This is a genomic window from Klebsiella sp. 28, from assembly GCF_018223905.1.
Classification (GTDB): Bacteria; Pseudomonadota; Gammaproteobacteria; order Enterobacterales; family Enterobacteriaceae; genus Klebsiella; species Klebsiella pneumoniae.
Window position 1 is genome coordinate 13,762 of the sequence record NZ_JAGRQY010000201.1, and the last position, 13,572, is coordinate 27,333.

General features: G+C 59.0%; 13 protein-coding genes, 1 pseudogene and 1 other annotated feature. Of the genes and pseudogenes, 10 read left to right on the plus strand and 4 right to left on the minus strand.

Annotated features, from left to right (window positions below):
- Window positions 1–25: 25 nt before the first annotated feature.
- Both hisG and hisL read right to left on the minus strand, forming a co-directional pair.
- The gene (gene hisG, locus KHQ28_RS25845; RefSeq protein WP_002912152.1) at window positions 26–925 is read right to left on the minus strand and encodes an ATP phosphoribosyltransferase; all 900 of its coding nucleotides are present in this window, start codon (window positions 923–925) and stop codon (window positions 26–28) included.
- A 47-nt stretch (window positions 926–972) separates the two neighbouring features.
- Window positions 973–1,095: a sequence feature (His leader region), on the minus strand.
- Entirely contained in the window at window positions 1,071–1,121 is a 51-nt protein-coding gene (gene hisL / locus KHQ28_RS25850) for a his operon leader peptide (RefSeq protein WP_004899375.1), read from the minus strand. It overlaps the preceding feature by 25 nt.
- 176 nt (window positions 1,122–1,297) lie before the next feature.
- Between hisL and KHQ28_RS25855 the strand changes: the two genes are divergently transcribed.
- The 4 genes and pseudogenes from KHQ28_RS25855 (at window position 1,298) to plaP (ending at window position 4,699) form a co-directional block, all read left to right on the plus strand.
- The gene (locus tag KHQ28_RS25855; RefSeq protein WP_004152513.1) at window positions 1,298–2,122 is read left to right on the plus strand and encodes an SDR family oxidoreductase; all 825 of its coding nucleotides are present in this window, start codon (window positions 1,298–1,300) and stop codon (window positions 2,120–2,122) included.
- A 39-nt stretch (window positions 2,123–2,161) separates the two neighbouring features.
- Window positions 2,162–3,051, plus strand: a pseudogene (locus KHQ28_RS25860) (LysR family transcriptional regulator).
- A gap of 237 nt (window positions 3,052–3,288) precedes the next feature.
- Complete coding sequence (gene yoeI, locus KHQ28_RS29720; RefSeq protein WP_096335043.1) at window positions 3,289–3,351, plus strand: membrane protein YoeI; 63 nt, start codon at window positions 3,289–3,291, stop codon at window positions 3,349–3,351.
- Window positions 3,341–4,699 (plus strand): putrescine/proton symporter PlaP, encoded by a 1,359-nt coding sequence (gene plaP, locus KHQ28_RS25870; protein ID WP_004148994.1) that lies wholly within the window; start codon window positions 3,341–3,343, stop codon window positions 4,697–4,699. The genes yoeI and plaP overlap by 11 nt, the downstream gene beginning before the upstream one ends.
- A gap of 182 nt (window positions 4,700–4,881) precedes the next feature.
- Here the strand turns inward: plaP and KHQ28_RS25875 are convergent, their stop codons facing one another.
- The gene (locus KHQ28_RS25875) at window positions 4,882–5,193 is read right to left on the minus strand and encodes a helix-turn-helix transcriptional regulator (protein WP_023318674.1); all 312 of its coding nucleotides are present in this window, start codon (window positions 5,191–5,193) and stop codon (window positions 4,882–4,884) included.
- Between the two features lie 239 nt (window positions 5,194–5,432).
- Between KHQ28_RS25875 and fusA the strand changes: the two genes are divergently transcribed.
- Entirely contained in the window at window positions 5,433–7,535 is a 2,103-nt protein-coding gene (gene fusA / locus KHQ28_RS25880) for an elongation factor G (RefSeq protein WP_032418687.1), read from the plus strand.
- A gap of 216 nt (window positions 7,536–7,751) precedes the next feature.
- Here the strand turns inward: fusA and sbcB are convergent, their stop codons facing one another.
- Window positions 7,752–9,176, minus strand: a complete 1,425-nt coding sequence (gene sbcB, locus KHQ28_RS25885) for an exodeoxyribonuclease I (RefSeq protein ID WP_032418689.1) — start codon at window positions 9,174–9,176, stop codon at window positions 7,752–7,754.
- A gap of 180 nt (window positions 9,177–9,356) precedes the next feature.
- On the opposite strand from sbcB, the gene dacD reads away from it, so the two are divergent.
- From dacD to cobS, 5 genes are all read left to right on the plus strand, one after another.
- Window positions 9,357–10,520, plus strand: a complete 1,164-nt coding sequence (dacD, locus tag KHQ28_RS25890) for a serine-type D-Ala-D-Ala carboxypeptidase DacD (protein WP_004153104.1) — start codon at window positions 9,357–9,359, stop codon at window positions 10,518–10,520.
- A gap of 176 nt (window positions 10,521–10,696) precedes the next feature.
- On the plus strand, window positions 10,697–11,170 hold the full coding sequence (gene sbmC, locus KHQ28_RS25895; protein ID WP_032418691.1) for a DNA gyrase inhibitor SbmC: 474 nt from the start codon (window positions 10,697–10,699) through the stop codon (window positions 11,168–11,170).
- A gap of 98 nt (window positions 11,171–11,268) precedes the next feature.
- Entirely contained in the window at window positions 11,269–12,327 is a 1,059-nt protein-coding gene (locus KHQ28_RS25900; RefSeq protein ID WP_002911885.1) for an FUSC family protein, read from the plus strand.
- Between the two features lie 167 nt (window positions 12,328–12,494).
- On the plus strand, window positions 12,495–12,818 hold the full coding sequence (locus KHQ28_RS25905) for a DUF496 family protein (protein WP_002911883.1): 324 nt from the start codon (window positions 12,495–12,497) through the stop codon (window positions 12,816–12,818).
- A gap of 314 nt (window positions 12,819–13,132) precedes the next feature.
- The coding region (gene cobS, locus KHQ28_RS25910; protein WP_211777730.1) for an adenosylcobinamide-GDP ribazoletransferase at window positions 13,133–13,572 on the plus strand (440 nt) is incomplete at its 3' end.

The following is a 13,572-nucleotide window of genomic DNA, read 5'->3' on the forward strand; positions in this document are numbered from 1 at the left end:
GTGTGTCCTGTGACCGGCTGGCCGATTACTCCATCATTTTCTCAATCGGCAGCACCAGAATGGAGCTGGCGCCCAGCGCCTTCAGTTTTTCCATGGTCTCCCAGAACAGGGTTTCGCTGCTGACCATGTGCATCGCCACGCGCTGCTTGTCGCCTGCCAGCGGCAGAATAGTCGGCCGCTCGGCGCCCGGCAGCAGGGCAACCACTTCTTCCAGGCGTTCGGTCGGGGCGTGCATCATGATGTATTTCGACTCGCGGGCCTGAATCACGCCCTGAATACGGGTCAGCAGGCGGTCAATCAGCTGCTGTTTGGCGTCGGCCATTTCGCCGTCGCGCTGGATCAGACAGGCTTTGGAGCGGTAGATTACTTCCACTTCGCGCAGGCCGTTAGCTTCCAGGGTGGCGCCGGTGGAGACGAGGTCGCAAATGGCGTCGGCGAGGCCGGCGCGCGGCGCCACTTCCACGGAGCCGTTCAGCAGACAGGATTTAAAGGAGATACCTTTTTGATCGAGGTAGCGCTTCAGCAGGTGCGGGTAAGAGGTGGCGATACGTTTGCCGTCCAGCGCCGCCGGGCCGTTCCAGGCTTCATCCACCGGAGTCGCCAGCGACAGGCGGCAGCCGCCGAAGTCGAGACGGCGCAGGGTGAAGTAGCGCGGGTCTTCGCCCTGGGCGCGGCGGCTGAGCAGCTCTTCTTCCAGCACGTTTTCGCCGATAATGCCGAGGTCGACAACACCGTCCATCACCAGGCCCGGGATATCGTCATCACGCACGCGCAGAATATCGATTGGCATATTTTCCGCCAGCGCAATCAGACGCTGGGTGTGCAAATTGACTTTAATGCCGCAGCGGCTGAGTAATTCGCGTGAATCTTCGCTTAAACGGCCTGATTTCTGAATAGCTATGCGTAAACGGGTGTTGTCTAACATTGTTCTTTTCCTCTGAATACCTGTCTGAATCTGTCCGAATTTGGTCCAAAAAAAAGCCCCCGGAAGTGAATCTTCCGGGGGCTCTCTGCGCGTTCATGCACCACTGGAAGATCCAAACGTCTTCCAGCACACATCGCCTGAAAGACTAGTCAGGATGATGGTGATGATGGTGGTGTTTAAATTGAACGCGGTTCATAAAAATTCTCTGTGAATGACTATGCATTTGATGTCCTTTAACCTAAACCACTTCCGCCGCAGAAAGCAAGGGCTTTTTTCTATCATTAATTCATTTCATATTGAGCGAAGAAATTGTCAGTTGCCGCTGGCTGGCGTAGCCTGTAATCAGCACAGCGAAAGAGTCAGGAGCCTGGGATGAAAAAGGTCGCGATAGTCGGTTTGGGATGGCTGGGGATGCCGCTGGCGCTGTCGTTGACGGCGCGAGGCTGGCAGGTCACCGGCAGTAAAACTACGCAGGATGGCGTGGAGGCGGCGCGGATGTGCGGGATCGACAGCTATCCGCTGCGCCTGGAGCCGCAGCTGGTCTGTGATACCGAGGACCTCGACGCGCTGATGAACGTCGATGCGCTGGTGATCACCCTGCCGGCCCGGCGTACCGGGGCAGGGGAAGGGTTTTATCTACAGGCGGTGCAGGAGATCGTCGATACCGCGCTGGCGTACCATATTCCGCGGATCGTCTTCACCAGCTCCACCTCGGTGTATGGCAACGTCAACGGTACGGTGAAGGAGAATTCCCCGCGTCTGCCGCAAACCGCCAGCGGACAGGTGCTCAAGGAGCTGGAGGACTGGCTGCACAACCTGCCGGGGACGTCGGTGGATATTCTGCGCCTGGCCGGGCTGGTGGGGCCTTCCCGCCATCCGGGACGTTTTTTCGCCGGCAAGTCGGCGCCGGATGGCCAGCACGTGGTCAATCTGGTGCATTTGCAGGATGTGGTGGCCGCTATCGAACTGCTGCTGCAGGCCCCGAAGGGCGGGCACATCTATAATCTATGTGCGCCCCGCCATCCGGCGCGCGGCCTCTTTTATCCGCAGATGGCCCGCGAGCTCGGTCTGCCGCCGCCGGTGTTCAGCGACAGCCCGGACGGCGGCCAGGGCAAGATTGTGGATGGCAATCGAATCTGCAATGAGCTGGGGTTTGAGTACCAGTACCCCGATCCGCTGGTGATGCCGATGGAGTGATCCGCCAGCGGTGATTCGCATACCGTAAGGGGGGTAGCGATGAAACCACTGCTGGATGTCCTCGTGATCCTGGATGCCCTGGAAAAAGAGGGGAGCTTTGCCGCCGCGTCGGCAAAGCTCTTTAAAACGCCCTCGGCGCTGAGCTACACCATTCACCGCCTGGAAAGCGATCTCAATATTCAGCTGCTCGACCGCAGCGGCCATCGCGCGCGCTTTACCCCCAGCGGACAGATGCTGCTGTGAAAGGGCGGGAGGTGCTGCATATCGCCCGCGAACTGGAGATCCGGGCGGTTAAGCTGCAGCAGGGGTGGGAGAATAGCCTTCGTCTGGCGGTGGACAGCACCTTTCCCGTGGCGCTGCTCTCGCCGCCAATCGCTGCATTTTATCAACAACAGCCGCTGACCCGGCTGCACTTCACGCTGAACCCCTCCCTGCTGGACTGGCGGCCGCTGACTGACGGGCAGGCCGATCTGCTGCTGGGGGCGCTCGGCGAACCGCCGCCGCTGAGCGGTTATGACTGTCTCCCCCTCGGCGAGCTGGAGCTGCTGCTGGTCGTTGCCCCACAGCATCCGCTGGCGCGACACCGCGCACCGTTGAGCTGGCGAACCCTGCGCCGTTACCGGGCGGTGGCCACCGGCGAGGGCGGGGCGCTACTCAGCGATCAGGAGACCCTGACGGTGTGTGACGCCGCGGGGCAGCTGGCGCTGCTGCGCCTGGGGCTGGGCTGGGGGTGCCTGCCGCGCTATCAGGTGCAGGGTCTGCTGGACAGCGGCGAGCTGGTCTGCATGACCGTGCGCGGGCTTTCGCCTCGTCAACGCGCGTGGATCGCCTGGAATGACGCCACCTGCGGTTTGGCTGGCAAATGGTGGCGGGAAACGCTATTAGCAAATAGTGCTATTTTTACAATTTATCATACGGAAACCGTATAGATATTAGCACGTTAAAAATTATGCTTACGCAATGAACTTCATAACATCTTGTCAACGCCGTTGAATTTGTTGCAAAATATGCGGCCTGAAAACCAGAGACTAGCCGACGCTTTTTTTTAAAGTGTCGGTTATTTTTTTGGTCGAAAGACACATCATTCAATACCAAGAGGCCGGGCTTCGTACCGGATAGATATTTACTAAAAACCGACAGTCGTTGTCGCTGAGGAATAGAAAGAAATGGGGCAATTTTTTGCTTACGCGCTGGCGTTCACCGTAAAAGGGGATAACTATGTCGCATAACGCTACTCCAAATACCTCTCGCGTGGAATTACGTAAAACGCTTACGTTAGTTCCGGTTGTAATGATGGGCCTGGCCTATATGCAGCCGATGACGCTGTTCGATACGTTTGGTATCGTCTCTGGTATGACCGACGGTCACGTGCCGACGGCCTACGCCTTTGCGTTAATCGCTATCCTGTTTACTGCTCTGAGCTATGGCAAGCTGGTACGTCGTTACCCTTCTGCCGGCTCGGCGTATACCTATGCGCAGAAATCCATCAGCCCGACCGTTGGCTTTATGGTGGGTTGGTCCTCGCTGCTCGACTACCTGTTCGCGCCGATGATCAACATTCTGCTGGCGAAAATCTATTTTGAAGCGCTGGTGCCTTCGATTCCGTCGTGGGTGTTTGTTATCGCGCTGGTCGCCTTTATGACAGCCTTTAACCTGCGCAGCATTAAATCCGTGGCCAACTTCAACACCGTGATCGTGGTGCTGCAGGTGGTGCTGATCGCCGTTATCCTCGGCATGGTGATTTATGGCGTGTTTGAAGGCGAGGGCGCCGGTACGCTGGCCAGCAGCCGTCCGTTCTGGTCCGGTGACGCGCACGTGATCCCGATGATTACCGGGGCGACGATCCTGTGCTTCTCGTTTACCGGTTTCGATGGCATCAGCAACCTGTCTGAAGAGACCAAAGATGCAGAGCGCGTCATTCCGCGCGCGATCTTCCTGACCGCGCTGATCGGCGGCCTGATCTTCATCTTTGCCACCTACTTCCTGCAGCTGTACTTCCCGGATATCTCGCGCTTTAAAGATCCGGATGCGTCACAGCCGGAAATTATGCTCTACGTGGCAGGTAAAGCCTTCCAGGTTGGCGCGCTGATCTTCTCCACCATCACCGTACTGGCGTCCGGTATGGCGGCGCACGCTGGCGTGGCGCGTCTGATGTACGTTATGGGCCGCGACGGCGTGTTCCCGAAAAGCTTCTTCGGCTACGTGCACCCGACCTGGCGCACTCCGGCGATGAACATCATCCTGGTCGGCGCGATTGCGCTGCTGGCGATTAACTTCGACCTGGTGATGGCGACGGCGCTGATTAACTTTGGTGCGCTGGTGGCGTTTACCTTCGTTAACCTGTCGGTGATTTCCCAGTTCTGGATCCGTGAGAAACGCAACAAGACGCTGAAAGACCACTTCCAGTATCTGTTCCTGCCGATGTGCGGCGCCCTGACCGTTGGCGCGCTGTGGGTCAACCTGGAAGAGAGCTCGATGATTCTGGGCCTGATCTGGGCCGGTATCGGTCTGGTCTATCTGGCCTGCGTGACCAAAAGCTTCCGCAACCCGGTGCCGCAGTACGAAGATGTGGCCTAAGGCATAGCGTAGTGTGAATGAGAAAAGCCGGAGGGAAACCTCCGGCTTTTTTTTCGTTTGGCTCGGTGCGATATCTTTTGCCCGGCGGCGCTGCGCTTGCGCGGGCCTACGGTGATGGTTAACCTTCTGAAATTTAATAGTTATGTAGGCCGGGTAAGCGAAGCGCCACCCGGCAGAAGAGCTTATCCTGCCTGCACCATAACTTTCAGCAGCGTATCCAGCAGGCCGGGAAAACGGGCGTCCAGATCTTCCCGGCGCAGCGAAATCATATTCTCCCGTCCCTGAGGCCGCTGCCAGATCACACCGCTGTCGCGCAGGACGCGCCAGTGGTGGGTCATGGTGGACTTGGCCACCTCCTCCTGGCGCAGGGCGTTGCAGCTCTGCTCGCTGCCGTCGGCCAGCGTGCGGATGATCTCCAGTCGCAGTGGGTTACCGAGCGCGGAAAGGACATTTTCCAGGCGAATTTGTTCTCGTTCGGGGTGATTGGCGATCATAATAATCCTGTGTCGGCGGTGGCGCGGCGCATGGCAGCCGCAGCCCATATCGGCGGCTGGCGGCTACTATACCCAAACTCCGGTTCTGATACCACGCGCGCCGCCGCAACCTGCCCAATCGTAATGATAGCAAAAATAGTTCGAATATACTCGTACAGTTGTACTATGATAGACGCAGTTAAATGAACTGCGGATCATTCCGACCGCAGACTGACCGTCAAAACGACTAAGGACGCATCATGCCCCGACCCATCCCTCTCGAACGTTATCGCAACATCGGTATCTCCGCGCATATCGATGCCGGTAAAACCACCACCACCGAGCGCATCCTGTTTTATACCGGGATGAGCCATAAGCTGGGTGAAGTACACGATGGCGCGGCAACCACCGACTGGATGGCCCAGGAGCAAGAGCGCGGGATCACCATTACCTCGGCGGCGGTAAGCTGCTTCTGGCCGGGGATGGACCGCAGCTTCGAGCCGCACCGGATCAATATCATCGACACCCCGGGGCACGTGGATTTCACCATTGAGGTGGAGCGTTCCATGCGCGTGCTCGACGGCGCGGTGATGGTGTATGACTCCGTCGGCGGGGTGCAGCCCCAGTCGGAGACCGTCTGGCGCCAGGCGAATAAATACCACGTTCCGCGGCTGGCCTTCGTCAACAAGATGGACCGCCCGGGGGCGGACTTCTTCCGCGTGGTGCAGATGATGATCGACCGCCTGAAGGCTAACCCGGTGCCGATTGTGATCCCCATTGGCGCTGAAGAGCATTTCACCGGCGTCGTCGACCTGGTGAAAATGCGCGCCATCCTGTGGGATGACGCCACCCAGGGCATGACCTTTAGCTATGGGCCAGTCCCTGACGATCTGTTGGCGACGGCGCAGCAGTGGCGGGAGAAAATGGTCTCGGCGGCGGCGGAAGCCAGCGATGAGCTGATGGATAAATACCTGGAAACCGGTGCGCTGGACGAGGCGGAGATCGTCGCCGGCCTGCGCCAGCGCACGGTGAAGGGGGAGATCCAGGCGGTGCTCTGCGGGAGCGCTTTTAAAAACAAAGGCGTGCAGCGCATGCTCGATGCGGTGGTGGAGCTGATGCCATCGCCGCTGGATATTCCGGCGATACAGGGCGTCGATGAGCAAGGCCAGCCGGCGGAACGCCATCCGAGCGACGATGAGCCGTTGTCGGCGCTGGCGTTCAAACTGATGACCGACCCCTACGTCGGCCAGCTGACCTTTATCCGCGTCTACTCCGGGACGCTGAAGAAAGGCGATGCGGTGTGGAACCCGGTGAAGGGTAAGAAAGAGCGCATCGGGCGTATCGTGCTGATGCAGGCCAACGACCGTCACGAAGTTGACGAACTGCACGCCGGGGATATCGCGGCCTGCGTCGGTCTGAAGGATGTGACCACCGGCGATACGTTATGCGATCCGGATGCGGTGATTACCCTCGAACGGATGGAGTTTCCGGAGCCGGTGATTTCGCTGGCGATTGAGCCGAAGACCAAAGCGGACCAGGAGAAAATGGGCATCGCGCTGCAGCGGCTGGCGGCGGAAGATCCGTCGTTCCGTCTGCATACCGATGAAGAGTCCGGCCAGACGATTATCTCCGGCATGGGTGAGCTGCATCTGGAGATCATTGTCGACCGGATGAAGCGCGAGTTTGGCGTCGAGGCCAACATTGGCCGTCCGCAGGTCACCTACCGCGAAACCCTGCGCAAGAAAGTGACGGACGTGGAAGGCAAATTTGTGCGCCAGTCCGGCGGCAAAGGGCAGTATGGCCACGTCGTACTGACCCTGGAGCCGCTGGAGCCGGGCAGCGGTTTCGTCTTCGAGGACGCCACCAAAGGCGGCGTGGTGCCGCGCGAGTACATCCCTTCCGTGGAGAAAGGGCTGCGCGAAGCGATGGGCACCGGCGTGCTGGCGGGTTATCCGGTGGTTGACGTGAAAGCGACCCTGACCTTTGGGTCGTACCACGACGTGGACTCTTCGGAGATGGCGTTCCGCATGGCGGCGATCTTTGGCTTCCGGGAAGGCGCGCGCAAAGCGGATCCGGTGATCCTTGAGCCGGTGATGCACGTCGAGGTGGAGACGCCGGAAGAGTACGCCGGGAATATTATGGGCGATCTCTCTTCCCGTCGCGGGATGGTGCAGGGGATGGAAGAGCGCTTCGGCAGCCAGATCATCCGCGCCGACGTGCCGCTGGCGGAGATGTTTGGTTATTCCACCACGCTGCGCTCGATGTCGCAGGGACGGGCAACCTACAGCATGGAGTTCCACCATTACGCGGAAGCGCCGCGTAATGTGGCGGATGAAATCATCGCCAGCCGCGCGAAAAGCTAAGCAACGTTCCCGGGTGCGACGCGAGGCGTCTTACCCGGGCTACTCTGGTACCAGCGCCCAGGCCCGGTAAGGCGAAGCCGCCACCGGGCAAAAAGGTAAGCGTGAACTGGGGACGCAATGCCCGGCGGCGCTGCTGGACTGCCCCCAAAAGTTGGACACCCAACTGAGTTTGTAGCCCGGGTAAGGCGTTAGCCGCAACCCGGGAATTTCAGCCAATCAGACAATATCCTGCGCGTACTGCCACAGCGCTTTCAGCTGCGCCAGCTTCTCTTTATCATCCGCATACTGCTGATACAGCATCTGCAGCTCATCGGCATAGGCCTGCAAAAACTCTGGCGTAAACACCTGACGACGATGCTCTAACCAGCGCTGCTGCTCATGTTCATCGAGCGTGCCGGGGAAGTTGCGCGCCCGATAGTTAAACAGCAGGCGTTCGATACGCTGGTCGGCGAAGGTGATATCCAGCGCCGGCAGATTGCGCGGTTCGGTTTCCAGCACGATTTTCATCGCCGCGCGGTCGGCATCGCTAAAGAACCCATTGTAAAGCTGGGAGTCGACGTTTTCGGACGGCACGAAGGGTTCGGCTTCGGCATAGACCGCCACTACCTTCTCGCGCACCTGCGGATTCGCCCGCAGCAGCTGGGCGTTCTCCAGACAGCGCTGAATAGAGATCCCCAGCCGGTCGGCATCCTGCGGGCGCAGGGTATTGGCCTGGGCCAGTACCGGACATTTATTGAGATGCACCAGCTTGATCGGCGCCGCCGGCAGATCGCCAAGCTCGGCGCGCGGGGTGTAAAGCCGCTCGCGCAGGGCATCGGCATCCAGTTCCAGCAGCGGCGCCATATCGCCCGCCAGATCGACCATTATCACCGCATTGCGGTTTTCCGGATGCCAGGCCAGGGGCGCCACCAGGCTGGTGTTGCCGCGCGCGGCGCCAAACATGCCGGAGACATGCACCAGGGGCTTCATCTGCGGCACGTCGATGAGCGTCGCCAGCTTGCGCTTATTGCGGTGGCTGTAGAGATAATCAAACAGCCGCGGCTGCTGGGTTTTCACCAGCTTCGCCATGGCGATGGTGGCATACACGTCGGCCATCGCGTCATGGGCGTTCTGGTGTTCAATGCCGTTGGCGACGGTCAGATGTTCAAGCCGGAAGCTCGGCAGACCCTCGTCATTTTCCGGCCAGGTGATCCCTTCCGGGCGCAGGGCATAGCAGGCGCGCATCACGTCGAGCAGATCCCAGCGCGAGTTATCGTGCTGCCAGCTCCAGGCATAAGGGTCATAGAAGTTGCGATAGAAGATATTCCGCGTCACTTCGTCATCAAAGCGCACGTTGTTATAGCCGACGATACAGGTTTGCGGCACCGTGAACAGATCGTGGATGCGGCGGGCAAATGTGGCCTCATTATCCCCTTTGGCCAGCGCTTCCTGCGGCGTGATCCCGGTGATCATCACCGCCTGCGGCTGCGGCAGGTAATCGTCAGCGGGTTTGCAGTAAAACACTTCGGGCTCGCCGAGCACATTCAGCTCCGCGTCGGTGCGGATGGTGGCGAACTGCGCCGGCCGGTCGAGGGAAGGGCTGGTGCCGAAGGTTTCATAATCGTGGAATAAAAATCCGGGCTGGTTGACGCTATCTTGCATAGTCTGTTCATTATCCGTGGTGGCGTGCGACCGGTATGGTAAACGATTTGACCGGTCATCAGAAGGGTCGCGGCAAGCAACTTCCTCTGCTGTGTCATATTTTCTTGCAATTAAACCCTGATATGAAACGCGAAGTTCCGTAAAAAGGACGGCGGATCTGTAAATCTAGAGGATATGCCGTTGAAAGGCCGTTTGTTTATTGCTGTATCTTTGCTCGCTTCGAGCGTTTCCTGCGCATTTGCCGTCGACTTACCTGCTACGGTCGCGCCGCCTTCCATTCAGGCTGGCTCCTGGGTGCTGATGGATTACACCACCGGTCAGGTCCTGACCGCGGGTAACGAACATCAGCAGCGCAATCCTGCCAGTCTGACCAAACTGATGACCGGCTACGTGGTCGATCGCGCCATCGACAGCCATCGTATCACCTTTGACGATATCGTCACCGTGGGTAAAGACGCCTGGGCGAAGGGCAACCCGGTGTTCGACGGGTCATCGCTGATGTTCTTAAAGCCAGGGGATCGCGTCAGCGTCCGCGACCTCAGCCGCGGGCTGATTGTCGACTCCGGTAACGACGCCTGCGTCGCGCTGGCCGACTATGTCGCCGGCGGCCAGCCGCAGTTTGTTGCCCTGATGAATCAGTATGTCGAAAAACTGCACCTGCGGGACACCCATTTCGAAACCGTCCACGGCCTCGACGCCCCGGGCCAGCACAGTTCGGCCTATGACCTCGCGGTGCTCTCGCGGGCGATTATTCATGGCGAACCAGACGTCTACCACATGTACAGCCAGAAAAGCCTGACGTGGAACGGGATCACCCAGCAAAACCGTAACGGTCTGCTGTGGGATAAAACGATGAACGTCGATGGCCTGAAAACCGGCCACACCTCGGGGGCCGGGTTCAACCTGATCGCCTCGGCGGTGGATGGCCAGCGCCGGCTGATCGCCGTGGTGATGGGGGCGGACAGTCCGAAAGGCCGCGAGCAGCAGGCCGCTAAACTGCTGCACTGGGGGCAGCAGAACTTCGACACCGTGCAGGTGCTGCAGAAGGGGCAGAAGGTCGGCACCGAGCGTATCTGGTACGGCGATAAAGAGCAGATTAAGCTCGGCACCGATCAGGATTTCTGGTTAGCCCTGCCGAAGGCGGAAGTGTCGCGCATTAAAGCGAAATATGTGCTGGATAAGAAGGATCTTGAGGCGCCGATCGCCGCCAATCAGCGGGTTGGCGAGATTTCACTGTATGACGGCGACAAGGTGGTGGGGCACTATCCGCTGGTCACCCTCGAAAGCATCAATAAAGGCGGAGTGTTCTCGCGAATGAGCGATTACCTGCATCACGAGCTGTAACCACGCCAACCGCCTCTTTGCAGGCGGTTTTTTTTCGTCTGTCGCTCGTGCTGGCGGGGCGCCTGTTTTTACAGCAGTGTGGTGGCGACTCTGTGAATTCGCGCACATACTGAGGGGGGATCTCCTGTTAAATTAACTGTATATTCATACAGTAATTTATCTCCAAAGGAGGCAAGATGAACTACAGCATCACCACCCTCGGCAAGAAAACCATCGCCGGTTTCCATCTGGTCGGGCCCTGGAATCACACCGTCAAGCAGGGGTTTGAGCAACTGATGATGTGGGTTGAGAACCACCAGGTGCCCGCCCGCGAATGGGTGGCCGTCTACTACGATAACCCGGAGGAAGTGCTGGCGGAAAAACTGCGCTGCGCGACGGCGGTCACCGTGGATGAGGATTATGTCATTCCCGCCAACAGCGAAGGGGTGATCCTGGCGGCGATTGCCGGCGGGGATTACGCCTGCGCCCGCGCGCGGGTGGTGGATTACGACTTCGCCACCCCGTGGATGCAGTTTTTTGACAGCCTGCAGCAGAGCACGGCGTATCGCATCGCCCCCCAGCCCTGCTTTGAGGTCTATCTTAACGACGGCAACCACGACGGCTACTGGGATATCGACATGTATGTTCCCGTTGAGCGCGTCGCGTCGTAGCGGTTTACCCCTGTTCCGGACAAGGTTTTTTACATTCCCGGCATGCTCCGGGCGAAAAAGCAGTTACAATTGGCCTTTTCGTTTTGCCGGAGAGGGTTGTGCGCGCTGATAAATCACTCAAGCCATTTGAGATCCGCTTGTATCGCCATTATCGGGTGGTGCATGGTGTGCGGATTGCGCTGGCCTTTGTGCTCACCTTTTTGCTGGTGCGGCTGCTGAACGTGCCTGAGGGAACCTGGCCTCTCATCACTCTGGTGGTGGTGATGGGGCCGATCTCCTTCTGGGGTAACGTCGTGCCGCGGGCGTTTCAGCGTATCGGCGGCACGATCCTCGGTTCGGCGCTGGGGCTGGTGGCGCTGAAGCTTGAGCTCATCTCCCTGCCGCTGATGGTCCTCTGGTGCGCGGCGGCGATGTTCCTCTGCGGCTGGCTGGCGCTGGGCAAGAAACCCTATCAGGCGCTGCTGATCGGCATTACTCTGTCGGTGGTGGTCGGGGCGCCGCCCGGCGATATGCATACCGCGCTGTGGCGAAGCGGCGACGTGATCTTCGGCTCGCTGCTGGCGATGCTGTTTACCGGCATCTGGCCGCAGCGGGCGTTCATCCACTGGCGCATCCAGATGGCCAGCTATGTCACCAACTTTAACCGCCTCTACCAGGCCGGCTTCTCGCCAAATCTGGTGGATCGACCGCGGCTGGAAAAGCATCTCCAGCAGGCGCTGAACGACGTGGTTAAAATGCGCGGGCTGATCACCCCCGCCAGCAAAGAGACGCACATCCAGAAGGCGATCTTCGAGGCTATCCAGACCGTCAGCCGCAACCTCGTCTGCATGCTGGAGCTGCAGATCAACGCCTGGTGGGCAACGCGTCCGGGTCACTTCGTGATGCTCAATGCGCACACCCTGCGGGAGACGCAGCAGATGACCCAGCAGACGCTGTTGTCCATCGCCCACGCGCTGTACGAAGGGAACCCTCAGCCTGTGCGCGCCAACAATGAAAAGCTGACTGAGATCGTCCTCGAATTGCGCCAGCTGCTGAAAGAGCAGGGTGATGACGGCCTGGCGGAAACCCCGGTCCATGGCTATGTTTGGCTCTCAATCGAACTGGCGCGCCAGCTGGAGCTGCTCTCGCATCTGATCTGCCGCGCGTTGCGCAAATAAACATCAGATGCACCGGGTAACCACATGGGTTGTTTCGATTCAGCAGCGTTTAGGGTTATGATAAACGCAAAGGAAAAAACATTGTCATCAGCGGCTGCTAGCAGTTATGTTAGCCCTATAACGCAGTCGCTTTACGAATCCGAATCTCAATTATTAGGGGTGTAAAAATGGAAACAACTAAGCCTTCTTTCCAGGACGTACTGGAGTTTGTTCGTCTGTACCGTCGTAAGAACAAACTGCAGCGTGAAATTCAGGACGTTGAGAAAAAGATCCGTGATAACCAGAAGCGCGTTCTGCTGCTGGACAACCTCAGCGACTACATCAAACCGGGCATGAGCGTGGAAGCCATCCAGGGCATCATCGCCAGCATGAAGAGCGATTACGAAGATCGCGTTGATGATTACATCATCAAAAATGCCGAGCTGTCCAAAGAGCGCCGCGACATCTCGAAAAAACTGAAAGTGATGGGCGAAGCCAAAGTCGAAGGCTAAACCCTGCCGGTCCGGCGGCGTTAATCGTCGCCGGGCTGTTCCGCGTTTCCCTCTCTTCCCTGCTTTTTTCTGCGAAAACTTTGTTCCGGCAACTGCCTCTCCTCACCGACACTTTGCTATACTGGCCCGCGAAAAACGTATTGATATCGGAAAGGTTTCTCTCATCCTGGCCGGGCATCTGACGCAGCGGCGTCAGGGCGATATCTCAACACCTCTCACCTCTCCGACGATCGATTCGCCAGAAGACAAACTCAGGTGCTGACCGGGCGCGACAGAACTCTTCCGCTGCTTTCGCCGACAGGAGTCAACCTCACGTGATTAAGTCATTCTTTGCTGCACTCTCGTTTATCAGCCGCCTGCCGGTCCCGGCGCGGTTATCTCAGGGCCTGGAGATCGAACAGTACCAGCGCAGTATCGTCACCTTTCCGCTGGTCGGTTTACTGCTTGGCGCCATCGCCGGCGCGGTGGCGCTCCTCCTGCAGCCGTGGTGCGGCGTCCCGCTGGCGGCGCTGTTCGGCGTGCTGGCGCTGGCGCTGCTCACCGGCGGATTCCACCTTGACGGGCTGGCTGATACCTGCGACGGCATTTTCTCCGCCCGCACCCGCGATCGGATGCTGGAGATCATGCGCGACAGCCGGCTGGGCACCCACGGCGGGCTGGCGCTGATCTTCGTGCTGGTGGCGAAAGTGCTGGTGGTTGGCGAGCTGCTGCTGCGTGATATCCACCCCATCGCAGCCCTGGCGGCGGCCTGCGC